Annotated in this window: 8 protein-coding genes and 2 pseudogenes; 4 read left to right on the top strand and 6 right to left on the bottom strand. The window is 73.9% G+C overall.

Annotated features, from left to right (window positions below; all coding sequences use genetic code 11):
• Positions 1–165: 165 nt before the first annotated feature.
• Positions 166–1,041: pseudogene (locus NBW84_RS16560) on the top strand (glycosyltransferase family 2 protein); the annotation flags it as partial.
• A 192-nt stretch (positions 1,042–1,233) separates the two neighbouring features.
• On the opposite strand, the gene NBW84_RS16555 reads toward NBW84_RS16560, so the two are convergent.
• The gene (locus NBW84_RS16555) at positions 1,234–1,821 is read right to left on the bottom strand and encodes a Uma2 family endonuclease (protein WP_250285642.1); all 588 of its coding nucleotides are present in this window, start codon (positions 1,819–1,821) and stop codon (positions 1,234–1,236) included.
• Positions 1,822–1,929: 108 nt separating this feature from the next.
• Complete coding sequence (locus NBW84_RS16550) at positions 1,930–5,520, bottom strand: NAD-glutamate dehydrogenase domain-containing protein (protein ID WP_250285641.1); 3,591 nt, start codon at positions 5,518–5,520, stop codon at positions 1,930–1,932.
• A 155-nt stretch (positions 5,521–5,675) separates the two neighbouring features.
• Here NBW84_RS16550 and NBW84_RS16545 point away from each other — a divergent pair, with 155 nt between their 5' ends.
• Positions 5,676–6,749, top strand: a complete 1,074-nt coding sequence (locus NBW84_RS16545) for a nucleotidyltransferase family protein (protein ID WP_250285640.1) — start codon at positions 5,676–5,678, stop codon at positions 6,747–6,749.
• A 226-nt stretch (positions 6,750–6,975) separates the two neighbouring features.
• On the opposite strand, the gene NBW84_RS16540 is transcribed toward NBW84_RS16545, so the two are convergent.
• The 4 genes from NBW84_RS16540 to NBW84_RS16525 all read right to left on the bottom strand — a co-directional run bounded on the left by NBW84_RS16540 (position 6,976) and on the right by NBW84_RS16525 (position 11,232).
• Positions 6,976–7,803: a DUF3105 domain-containing protein gene (locus NBW84_RS16540; RefSeq protein WP_250285639.1), complete on the bottom strand. Its 828-nt coding sequence runs from the start codon at positions 7,801–7,803 to the stop codon at positions 6,976–6,978.
• A gap of 184 nt (positions 7,804–7,987) precedes the next feature.
• Positions 7,988–9,301, bottom strand: coding sequence for a coenzyme F420-0:L-glutamate ligase (locus NBW84_RS16535; protein WP_250285638.1), 1,314 nt, complete (start codon positions 9,299–9,301; stop codon positions 7,988–7,990).
• Entirely contained in the window at positions 9,294–10,412 is a 1,119-nt protein-coding gene (cofD, locus tag NBW84_RS16530; protein WP_250285637.1) for a 2-phospho-L-lactate transferase, read from the bottom strand. Before cofD ends, NBW84_RS16535 begins: the two co-directional genes overlap by 8 nt.
• Before the next feature lie 208 nt (positions 10,413–10,620).
• Positions 10,621–11,232, bottom strand: coding sequence for a TetR/AcrR family transcriptional regulator (locus NBW84_RS16525; RefSeq protein ID WP_250285636.1), 612 nt, complete (start codon positions 11,230–11,232; stop codon positions 10,621–10,623).
• Positions 11,233–11,500: 268 nt separating this feature from the next.
• On the opposite strand from NBW84_RS16525, the gene NBW84_RS16520 reads away from it, so the two are divergent.
• Positions 11,501–11,752: a hypothetical protein gene (locus NBW84_RS16520; protein WP_250285635.1), complete on the top strand. Its 252-nt coding sequence runs from the start codon at positions 11,501–11,503 to the stop codon at positions 11,750–11,752.
• A gap of 153 nt (positions 11,753–11,905) precedes the next feature.
• Positions 11,906–12,106 (top strand): annotated as a pseudogene (locus NBW84_RS16515) (hypothetical protein); the annotation flags it as partial.

Raw genomic sequence — 12,106 nt, 5'->3', positions numbered from 1 at the left:
AGCGCACGGAACGAGGCGGCATCGACACAGCCGGCGTCGCGGTCGCGGCCGGCATCGGCGTCATCGCGGCCAGCGTCGCGGCAGCCGTCGTCGTCGCCGTCGGACGGTGAGTCGCCGTCCGACGGTAAGCCGGACGGCCCGGCCGCCGCGGACACCCGGCCGCACCTGCGGGTGGTGGTGGTGGCGTTCCACTCCGGGCAGGTGCTCGGCCCCTTCCTGGACTCCCTGGCCAAGGCCACGTCGCTGCCCTACGAGGTCGTCGTGGTGGACAACTCCCCGGCGCTGGACGCGGGCACGGCCGCCGCCGCCGGACGCGACGAGGTCCGCCTGCTGCGCACCGGGCGCAACCTCGGCTACGGGACGGCGGTCAACCGCGGCGCGGCCGGCAGCGCCGCGCCGTGGCTGGTGGTGGCCAACCCCGACATCACGTTCACGCCGGGGTCGCTCGACGAGCTGCTGGCGGCGTCCGGACGCTGGCCGGGCGCCGGCGCCTTCGGCCCGGCGATCACCAATCCGGGTGGCGTGCTCTACCCGTCGGCCCGTGAGCTGCCGTCCCTGCGGCGGGGGATCGGTCACGCCCTGTTCGGCTGGTGCTGGCCGACGAACCCGTGGACGACGGCCTACCGCCGCGAGCGCGGCGTGCTGGTCGAGACGACCGCCGGCTGGCTGTCCGGGGCGTGCCAGGTGCTGCGGCGCCAGGCGTTCGAGACGGTCGACGGGTTCGACGAGACGTACTTCATGTTCATGGAGGACGTCGACCTCGGCCGCCGGCTCGGCCTGCTCGGCTGGCAGCGGGTCTACGTGCCGACCGCGGTCGTGGAGCATCTCGGCGGCCACTCGACGAGGCGGTCCTCCCGCCGCATGGTCGTCGCCCACCACCGCAGCATGTTCCGCTACCTGTCCCGGCAGTACCCGGACGCGCGCCACCTGCCGCTGCGAATCCTGCTCGGGCTGGGGCTCGCCCTGCGCCTGTTGGCGGCCGTGGCGTTCGCCGACAACAGCGCCGGCGCCCGCGCGACCCGCTCCGCCGACGCCCTCCCGCCTCGCGGCACCGACCCGCCTCGCGGCACCGACCCGTCCCGAAGCACCGAACCCGCCCAGAACGAGGCACCGGCCCGTGACACAGAGCCCGCCCGTGACGCGGACGCGGTCCGGACCGCTGACCCTGCCCACGCGCGGTCCTGGTCCGAACCCGCGCCCGAACCAGGGCCGGTCACCGCGTCGCGGTGAGTTCTAGGAGAAGTCCAGCAGGTCGGACAGGGGGAACGAGATCGGGAACGGGTCCTCGAGCTTGACGGTGCCGTCTCCGCTGAACGCCAGGGGGGCTCCGTAACGCCCCTGGTCGGTGGCGACGCGGAGCACCTGGAGGCGGGGTTCGGGGTCGAAGTCGACGATCCAGTAGTGGGGGATACCGGCGAGCGCGTACTCGGTGACCTTGCGTCCCCGGTCCTCGCGTTCGCTGCCGGAGCCGCGGGAGACGACTTCGACCGCCAGGAGCACGTCCGCCCCGTGGTAGAGCGAGCGGCCGAGCCTGCGGGCGCTGCTGGCGGCGGTCGCGTCGATCACGGCAACGTCGGGCTTGCGCGCGCCCGCGGGCGTGGCGATGTCCATGGGTGCCTGGACGTAGACCCGAGCCTTCGCGTCCTCGGCGGCGCGTTCCAGGATCCGGCTCAGCCGCCTGGCGAGAAAGTCGTGACGTGTACTGGGCGCCAACTCGATCAACCAGCCATCGACGAGCTCGAAGGACCGGCCAGCATCGGGCAGCCCGTGCAGATCCTCGACGGTGTAGGGCCCGTAGCCGTAGTCGTAGTCGACACTCACTGGCTCCTGTCCTCTCCTAAGGCGGCAGCCATCGCAACCATGAGGTTAGTCCTTCAGCCCGCGTGAACTCTCGCCGACTACGATCATGACATGTGGTGGTCGGGGGGCTCAGCGGCCTGGGATGAGCTCGTTCAGGCGGCTGGCCACGACGGAGATCATGGCGCTGGTGAGGCGGGGAGCCGCTGTCGCCTCCTCGACGATGGCGCGTACCCGGTCCGCCCGGGCACCGGTGGTGAGCCGTTCGACGGCCGCGTCCAGGTCGGGCTCGGACGCCGCCATGGCGGCCTCGGTCAGCGCCGAGCGGGCCCGGGCGACGTCCGCCCGCAGCGCCGCGGCGGCCATGTGCTCCCAGCGTGACTGACCGGGCGGCTGCGCGCCGCGGCCGATCAGGTGCGCCAGGCCGAGGCGGCCGAGCCCCAGCCTCGTCCCGATGGCGGTGTGGATGTGCAGCACGTCACTCGGCTCAAGGTCGTTACGCAGCGCGACGTCGACGATGTCCAGCGCCGGGCTCATCGCGTCGAGCCAGGCGACGCGTTCGGCCAGCCGGGCGGGCAGGCCGCGTTCGTAGAGCTGTTCGGCGAACCGCAGGACGGCGGTCAGCTCCTGGTCGGAGCCGACGGTGGCGAGCACGGTGGGCAGTGCCGCGGCGACCTCGGCCATCCCCTCGGCGTAGCGGGTGGTCTCGGCGGTGATGTCCAGCGGTGACCGGCGGGAGCGCAGCAGCCACAGCGCGGCCTCCTCCTGGACGAAATGGCAGTGCAACAGGGCCTCGGCGGCCGGGTCGGTGGAACCCACGGCCGGGCGCGGACGGCCGTCCTCACCGGCGCCCCCGCCCATGCCCCCGCCCATGCCCCCGCCCGTGCCGGCGTCCGTGCCGGCGTCCGTGCCGGCGTCTTCGGCGCCGGGAGCGCCGGTGCTTCCCCCGGCGCTGCCGGCGGAGCCGCCCCCGGGGCCCTCGCCGAGGCAGTGTCTGTCGAGGGCGTCCCAGATGTCGGTCAGGCCGAGCAGGCTGCCGGTGACGACGAACGCGCGGGCGCACTGGACCGTGTCCGCACCGGTCAGCTCCCGCAGGCGGTGCAGGAACCCGGCCCCGACCCGGTCGATGATCGAGTTGGCGAGCCGGGACGCGACGATCTCCCGGCGCAGCGGGTGACGGCCGAAGTGCTCGCGCAGCACCGGCCGCAGGGACGCCGGCAGGTAGGCGTCCAGGACGGGCTCGAGCGCCGGGTCGTCGGGCAGCGGCGAGTCCAGCAGCGCGCGGGTCACCGTCCGTTTCGCGTAAGCGTGCAGGATCGCGATCTCCGGCCGGGTGTAGGTGCGGCCCGCGGCGACCCGGGTGGTCAGCTCCTCGGCGTCCGGCAGGGTCTCGACGCCCAGGTCGAGCTCGCCGGTGTCGACCAGGTGCTCGACGAACCTCGTCAGCCCGTCCGCCGCGGTCACGACGTGGCGTTCCGCCGCGCTCAGCGCCAGGGCCTGGCGGGCGCAGTCGACCAGGACCGCCCGCACGACGCCGCCGGTGGCGGCGGCCAGCAGCTTCTCGCGTTCGGCCCGGTCGATCGCGCCCGTCCCGATCGCCAGCTCAAGGCCGATCTTGATGTTGACCTCGCGGTCGGAGCAGTCGACGCCGCCGGAGTTGTCCACGAAGTCGGTGTTGCAGCGCCCGCCGCGCAGGGCGAACTCGATCCGGGCGGCGTCGGTGAGGCCGAGGTTGCCGCCCTCGGCCACGACCCGGCAGCGCAGCTGCCGGGCGTCGACCCGCATCCCGTCGCGGGCCTTGTCCCCGACCGAGGCGTGCTCCTGCCCGCTGGCCTTCACCCAGGTGCCCACGCCGCCGTTCCACAGCAGGTCGACCGGCGCGCGCAGGATCGCCCGGACCAGGGCGTCGGCGGGCAGCGTGTCGTCGCCGACACCGAGCAGCTCCCGGACCGGCTCGGTCAGCTCGATCCGCTTGGACGACAGCGGGAAGACGCCCCCGCCGGCCGACAGGGCGCCGCGGTCGTAGTCGTCCCAGCCGCTCGACGGGAGCGACGCCAGCCGCCGGCGTTCGGTGAACGACCGGGCCGGGTCGGGGTCGGGGTCGAGGAAGATGTGCCGGTGGTCGAAGGCGGCCACCAGCCGCAGATGACGGGAGAGCAGCATCCCGTTGCCGAAGACGTCCCCGGACATGTCACCGATGCCGACGACGGTCAGGGGCTCGCGGTCGGCGTCGACACCGAGCTCGGCGAAGTGCCGGCGCACCGACTCCCACACGCCGCGGGCGGTGATGCCCAGCGCCTTGTGGTCGTACCCGCTGCGGCCACCGGAGGCGAACGCGTCGCCGAGCCAGTAGCCGTTCGTCGCCGCCACCTGGTTGGCCAGGTCGGAGAAGCGGGCCGTGCCCTTGTCGGCGGCGACGACCAGGTAGCTGTCGGGCCCGTCGTGGCAGACCATCCCCGCCCGGCGGTGCGTCTCGCCGTCGGCCCGGTTGTCGACAAGGGCCAGCAGCGCCTCCATGAACCGCGTGTAGCAGGCCTCGGCCAGCCGGGCGAGCTCCCCGGGCTCCGCCGGTGGACGGCGCAGCACGAACCCGCCCTTGGCCCCGTCCGGCACGATGACGGCGTTCTTGACCCGCTGGGCCTTCAGCAGGCCGAGGATCTCGGTCCGCAGGTCCTCCTGACGGTCGGACCAGCGGATGCCGCCGCGGGCCAGCAGGGTGCCGCGCAGGTGCACCGCGTCGAACCGGGGGGAGCTGACGAAGATCTCGGCCTCCGGCCGCGGCCGGGGCAGCCACGGCAGCCCGGCCGGGGCGAGCTTGAAGGCCAGCGCGTCCCCGCCGCCGCCCACCTCGTCCCCGCGGCCCTCGTACCCCTGGCCGTAGCCGGCGTGGACCGTCCGCTCGGCACGCTCGGAGGGTGCTCGGCCGGCTCCCGCCGCCCGGTCGGGCAGCGGCCGCTGGATCTGGATCCGATCCGGCGCCGATCCGGGCGCCGAGCCGGGGGCTGCGTAGAACGTCGTCCGGACGACCGCGAGGACGACGTCGCGCAGCCGGCGCAGGACCGTGTCGTCGTTGATGCCCGTCACCCACCCGAGCGCGTCCTCCAGCGCGGCGTGCAGCCGTTCGGCGTTGTCCGGGTCCGCCCGCAACGGATCCATCCGGGCGTGGAAGAGCGCCACCAGGTCGTGCGCGTAGGACGGGTGGGCGGTCAGGACGCGGTGGGCGTAGCGCCCACCCAGCGACGTCCCGGCCAGGCGCAGGTAACGGAACAGCGCCCGCAGCAGCCGCACCTCACGGGCGGTGAGCCCGGCGGTGAGCACCAGCGAGTCCAGGCTGTCGCTGTCGACGTCCCCGAGCGCGAGACCGCCCAGGACGTCGCGCAGCCCGTCCATCTGCTTCAGCGCCGCCTCCGCCAGCTCCGGGGAGACGATCATGTGGTACTCGTCCAGGCTGGCCATGCCCCCGTCCGGGCCCGGACGGCTCGGCAGGCAGCGGTGGGTCCGCGCGCGCAGGCCCAGGTTGGCCAGCACCGGTATCACGTCGGCGATCGGCGGCTCGTGCGCCTGCCAGGCGAGCCACACCGCCAGCGTGGCGGTCCCGTCGTCGGTGCGGGCGGCGGCGAAGCCCGGCTCCCCGCCCTGGGCCAGCCCGGCCAGGGCGGTCTCGGCGCCCGACAGGGTGCCGTCGTGGAGGAGCCGGTAGCTGCGATCAGACGGGCGTACCACCCTTTCAGCATCGCCAGAAATGCCGGGCAGCGCACTCCGGCACACCGCGCGGCCGGCTGACCCGCTCCTTGCGCTCCGGTGTCCGCGACGCGACGTCACCGAAATACGCGAACATCGTGCACCAGGCGGTGCCGCCTCTGCGAAACTGACCCGCCATGGACGCTGTGATGCTGGTCGGTGGGCAGGGCAGCCGGCTGCGCCCGTTGACGATGTCGGCACCGAAACCGATGCTCCCGGTCGCCGGGGTGCCGGTGACCGCCCATATGCTCGCCCGCGCCCGGGACGCGGGGATCACCCGGGTCGTCCTCGCGACCTCGTACCGGGCCGAGGTGTTCGAGGAGTACTTCGGGGACGGCGCCGCCCACGGGCTGGAGCTGGAGTACGTCACCGAGGCCGAGCCGCTGGGGACCGGCGGCGGGATCCGCAACGTCGCGTCGAGGCTGCGCGGCGGCCCGGACGACCCGGTGGTCGTCTTCAACGGTGACATCCTCTCCGGGCTGGACATCGCCGCGCTGGTGCGGCGTCACCGCCAGGCCGGCGCGGCCGTCACCCTGCACCTGACCGAGGTCGACGACCCGCGGGCGTTCGGTGTCGTCCCCACCGACGCCGACGGCCGGGTCACCCAGTTCCTGGAGAAGACGCCCGACCCGCCGACCAACCGGATCAACGCGGGCTGTTATGTGTTCCGCCGGTCGGTGATCGACAGCATTCCGGTGGGACGCCCGGTCTCGGTCGAGCGGGAGACCTTCCCCGGGCTGCTGGACGCCGGCCTCCTGGTGGTCGGCTACATCGACAGCACCTACTGGCTGGACCTGGGCACGCCCGACGCGTTCATCCGGGGCTCCCGGGACCTGGTGACCGGGCGGATCGCCTCCTCGGCGCTGCCGGGGCCGGTGGGTGACTGGCTGGCGCTGCCGGGCGCCGCCGTCGCCGTCGACGCCAAGATCGGCGGGGGCACGGTGGTGGGTGCCGGCGCGACGGTGGGTGCCGGCGCCACCGTCGACGGCGCGGTGCTCTTCGACGGGGCGGTGATCGGCGAGGGTGCGACCGTGCGCACCTCGGTGGTGGGTGCCGGCGCGGTCGTCGGGAACAGGGTGTCGCTGGACGGGGTGGTCATCGGTGACCGCGCGCGGATCGGGGCCGGCAACGAGCTGCGGGCCGGCGCCCGCGTCTTCCCCGACGCGGTGCTGACCGCGGGCGCGATCCGCTTCAGCTCCGACCGTGTCTGACCGGCGTCTGACTGAGCGTGCCTGACCGGCCGCGCCCGACTGGCCGTGCCTGACCGGCCGTGCCCGACCGGCCGGGGCGGGCCGGCCGGCGGCGTCCACCCGTGCCCTGCCCGTCCGTGCCCTGCCCGCGGCGCCCCGAATCCCGCCCTGAGGGGGCCGCCCAGCGTGCCCCGGATGCCTGCCCGGGGACCCCGCTTCAGGGTGCCCCGGGCCCTGTCCGGAGCGCTCAGCGCGGCACCGCGGGACCGGGCGCGGCGGACGTCCCCGGAGCGGGGGCCGCCCCGCCCGGTGCGGGAGCCGCGCCCGCGGTCAGTGCGGCCACCGTGCCCGCGATCGTCGGGCTGAGGTTGAGGGTGCCGCCGGCGGCACCCGACTCGGCCGCGGTGGGGGAGTCCCAGGTCGCGCCGGCGGCATTCGGGTTGGCGTGGGTGGACACGAACTCCTTGATGGCGGCCTCGGAGACGGTCGCGCATCGCTGGGTGCGGTCCCAGGCGGTGAGGACGAAGTGCTTGTCCCCGGGGAAGTCGCCGCGCTCCCAGGGCACCGCGATGAACCGGTTCCCGGCGTTCTCGGCAGCGGCACGCAGCGCCGTGACCTGGTCGTCGGCGAGCTTCGGGTCGTACCAGCCGATGACGAAGCCGTGTTCGAGATTGTGCACGGCGCGCTCGATCCGCAGTTGCGGGATGCGCTCGTAGAAGCGGTAGGCGTCCGGCAGCGGGTCGGCGTCATGGTTGCCGGACGACGGCGGGGCCGCGTCGTAGCTGACGGTCTCGTTCGCCGCGACATGGGTGTTGCCGCGCGGCGCGTCGTTGACGACTCCGGTGCACCCGGCCGCCGCCGCGGCCTTGCTCGCCGCCGCGACATAGCCGACCTTGTGGGTCTCGTTCTTCGACCTGTTGTCGAGCACGGCGTAGATGATGATGCCGGCCAGCACCGCGAGCAGGACGACACCGGCGGAACCGTAGATCAGCCAGGAACGGCGCCGCTCCTGGCGCCGTTGTTCGCGCCGGAGCGCCTCCAGCCGTGCGTTGCGTTCCGCGCTCTTCTTACCCACGGCGCACCATCCTACGAAGGTCCGAATATCACGCTGTACCCCGTCCTGGCCACGAGGTCCCGGTCACGGGAGCCAGGTCACGGGAGCCAGGTCACGGGAGCCAGGTCACGGGGTGCGGTCCCGGTCACCTGGCCCGCCCGTCCGCCCGTCTGTCCGCCCGGCGGCCCGGGCCGCGCGGCCCGGGTCATCTGGTGACGACGAACGGCGTGACGTCCCGCGGCGGGCGCGGCTCGGGCGGGCGTGCCGGGTGGCCGGCCCCCACCGCGCCCATCGGCTGCCAGTCCGCCGGCAGGCGCAGCACCTCGCGGACCACGTCCGGGCAGAACAGGGTGCTCGACACCCAGCACGACCCCAGGCCCTCCGCGGCCAGGCTGACCAGCATGTTCTGCACGCCGGCCCCCATCGCGACCAGGAACATCCGCTCCTCGGCGGCGGCCCGCCGGCGGTCGGGATAGCCGTGGGCGCCGTCGGTGACCAGGCAGGGCACGACCAGGACGGGCGCCCGGCGCAGGACGTCGCCCCGCCCCAGCCGGCGGGTGACCGCGGCCGGGCCGAAGCCGTCCGCGCGCAGGTCCGCCGCCCACGCCTCGGCCATCCGCGCCAGCAGCTCGTCGCGGGCATCGGTGACGACCACGAACCGCCACGGGGTCGTGTGGTGCGGGGCCGGGGCGGTCACGGCGGCGGCGAAGGCGCGCTGGAGCGCCCGCGGGTCCACGGGCGCGTCGCTGAACTCGCGGACCGTCCGCCGGGCGGTGACCGCCGAGCGCCGGGCCTCGGCGGTGCCGAGCCGGAACATGTCCTCCGCCGCCGGGCGGACCAGCGCCCGGGCCCCGCGACCGTCGTCGGTGAGCGCGCGGAAACCGCGCACGAGCGCCACCGGCGCCCCGGAAAGCTTCCGTTTGACCAGGTCAGCCGCGGCGGCCAGCTCGTCCGCCTCGGCGATCTCGGTCATGCCCAGCTCGTTGCCGTACGGGTCGACGTCGCCGATGTGGCTGCGCAGCGCGGCCAGCCCCGCGACACCGATCGCGTGGTCGGTCAGGCCGGCCCGCCACGGCCGGCCGGCGGTGTCGCTGACGACGACGCCCACGGACACGCCCAGGCGGGCCCGCAGGCCGTCGACCAGGGCCCGCGCGCTCGCGTCCGGGTCGAGCGGCAGCAGGGCGATCTCGTCCTTGCGGACGTTGGACGCGTCCACCCCGGCGCCCGCGAGTACGAAACCGTGCCGGGTCTCGACGATGCGGGTCGGCCCCCGGGCGGCGACCTCGCGGACGGTCTCGGCTTCGATGGCGGCCAGCCGCGTGGCCTCCCGGTCGCCGCCCGCGGGGACCAGCCGTCCCTCGGCCTTTGAAATGATCTTTGAGGTGACGACGAGGATGTCGCCATCGCGTAACGTGACATTCTGAGCGGCGAACGCGGTCGCGATGATCGCGGCGAGGTCGTCGCCGGCGCGTATCTCGCCGATTCCCGTGACGGCGGTGACGGACAGTGATTCAGACACCGGCAAGCTCCAGGGCCGCGCGGACGATCCCGATGGTCGCGTCGATGTCCGTCATCAGCAGCGGCCTGGCCTTCACCGTGACGCCGGGCACCTGCGCGCCGGTGTCGGCGGTGTCGACCAGCCAGCCGTCGAGAATCCCGCCGGTATCGGCGCCGGCCGTGCCACCGCCGGCCCCATGGCTGCCAGCCCCAGCACCGCCGGCCCCATGGCTGCCAGCCCCAGCACCACTGGCCCCACCGATCGCGTCGCTGCCGGCCGTGCCATCGATGGTCTCGCCGGTGCCGGCCTCGCCGCCACCCTCACCCGTGGCGGGGGTACGGCGGGCGCCGTAGTGGGCGCCGACCGCGGCCGCGGTGGTGGCCACGCCGATCGCGCGCAGGCAGGCGTCCGCCATGCCGCGCACCGGGGCCCCACCGATGATCGGGGACACTCCGATGACGGGCGCGGGTGTCGCGGCCAGCGCCGCCCGCAGCCCGGGCACGGCGAGGATCGACCCGATGGACACCACCGGGTTCGACGGTGGGAGCAGCACGACGTCGGCGTCCGCGAGCGCGTCGAGCACCCCCGGCGCCGGCCGCGCCCGCTCGGCCCCGAGCGAGATGATCTCCTGGGCCGGGGTGGCGGCGCGCATCCCCAGCCACCACTCCTGGAAGTGCACGGCCCGCCGCCCCTGGTCGGTATCGACGACCACGTGCGTCTCGACCCGGTCGTCACTCATCGGCAGCAGGCGCAGCCCCGGCTGCCACCGCCGGCACAGCGCCGCGGTCACGTCGGTGAGCGAGTAGCCGGCGTCGAGCATCCGCGTGCGGACGAGGTGGGTGGCGAGGTCGCGGTCACCGAGCCCGAACCAGGCCGGGCCGACGCCGTAGGCCGCCAGTTCCTCGGCCACGGTGAACGTCTCCGCCTCCCGGCCCCAGCCCCGTTCGGTGGAGATCCCCCCGCCGAGGGTGTACATGACCGTGTCGAGGTCGGGACAGATGCGCAGGCCGTGCAGGGTGATGTCGTCACCGGTGTTGCCGATCACCGTGATGTCGGCGTCGGGCAACGCGGCCCGCACACCGAGCAGGAAACGGGATCCCCCGATGCCGCCCGCGAGCGCTGTGATCCTCACCGCGCCCTCACGTCCCGCGCACTCACGCCCCGTGACTGTGTCACCGTTCGACCCTATCCGCATGCCGTCACCGGTGACGGCCGGGCCGGCCGCCGCGGGCACCGCGGGCCGCGTCCCAGGGCCGCCGGCTCCTCGCGGCTGCCAGGCCCGGACAGGTGCCCGGAGCGCGGGAACCGGACCGCGAGAACTCGCGGAGACCGGCAAAAACCTATGGCCGCGGGCTCGTCGGCCGGGACGGTGGGGTGGTGGGCGGTGGAGAGGTGCCGGCCTCGGCCGCGCGGTGGTGGGTGGTGAACGCGGCCAGCAGGTAGCGCACCAGGCTGCTGGTCGGCCGGGTAGGAGCGGGATCGGCCAGCCCGCCCTCGATGGTGGCCACGACCGTGTCCGCGGCGATGTCCTGTTCCGTTGCGTCGACATGGTCGGCGACCGTGGCCAGCGCCAGGTCGTGCAGCCAGGAGCGCAGCCGTTCGTGGTACTCCATCACCATCGGGGAGTGCGGCGCGCGTTCGGCCACACAGGGATGCAGGGAACGCCGGCGCTCGACCGAATCCAGGGCCGCGAACAGCTTCTGCGCCGGATCGCCGTCGAGCGCGTCGATGCGGTCGACCTCACCGTCGAGCAACCGGTTGAGGACGGCGGCGAAGGCGTGGTCCTTCGACCGGAAATACCAGTAGACGGAGCCCGGCTCGATGCCCGCGGCCCGGGCGATTTCAGCGACGGAGGTGGCGGCGAAGCCGCGGGCGAGGAACTGCTGTTCGGCAATGGCCAACAGCGCGTCTATTCGCTCCTCGCGTGGGACCTCCTGACGGTTACGCGGCACCTGATCAGCCTAACGACCGGCGCTGCCATCGGTGTGCGGAAGGTCCCCGCGGCGATGGCACGTGATGGATGTCAACGGTTGTCGCCCGTTATCGGTGTATCCACCCGTCAAGGTCGCCATTTGTCCGGTCCGCTCCGTCACGCCAAGTTGTGATCTTGAAAAGATGGCGGATCGTATTGGATGCGCCGTATCTCTTGATTCTGCTTAGAGAGCGTGGGGAGACTGGATGTGCCACCGACATGCGGTGCGGTAACAGAAAGGACGATTCATGTCCCAGCCGAAGCCGCTCGTGATGCGTCACAGCCTCGACGTCCTCACGGCGACGCTGGCCCGGGCGCTGGCCGACGCGCGCCATCCACAGGTCGAGGCCGCCACCCGTTCGCAGGTACGCCGTAACGCGGGCAGGTCCCCGGCGCCGCCGGACGACTTCGGGGCCCGGCGCTGTGACCGGCTCGTCGTCCGTACCCGGACATACAACATTCTTGGTGTCGCCGGCCGGCTGCGCGCCATCACCACCTGACTGACGCCACGCTGGCACCACCTGCTGACCCGGACACGTCCGGTAGAGGTACCCGGACGCGTCCGGATGCGATGGCCGCCGACGGCGCGAAGAACATGATCGTGCCACTGAGGGCCTCGCCCGGTATCTGATCGCTGGGATTCGGATGGGTAGATGACGAGATCGCGGGAGCCCGCGCAGGGCCCGTCCCGGAGTACGGACAGCGACGCCACACCGCCGGTGACGCGGAAGGCCGGACAGGAGGCCGGACAGGAGGCCGCGCGGCCGGTACGGCCGGCCGCCCGGCCGGGCCGCGGGCCGCGTGACCGAGCAGCCACCGGCGCCGGAGCCGGCCTGGCGCCCACGGGCTCGGCG

Origin of the sequence: Protofrankia sp. CiP1_Cm_nod2 (assembly GCF_920664355.1) — a bacterium.
Taxonomy (GTDB): Bacteria; Actinomycetota; Actinomycetes; order Frankiales; family Frankiaceae; genus Protofrankia.
This window is presented reverse-complemented; position numbering and strand designations above follow the sequence as displayed.

What these genes read in the sequence shown, in the direction of transcription:
- NBW84_RS16520 (WP_250285635.1), top strand. Translation starts at nt 11,501, where the DNA reads ATGTCCCAGCCGAAGCCGCTCGTGATGCGTCACAGCCTCGACGTCCTC.
- NBW84_RS16545 (WP_250285640.1), top strand. Translation starts at nt 5,676, where the DNA reads ATGGACGCTGTGATGCTGGTCGGTGGGCAGGGCAGCCGGCTGCGCCCG.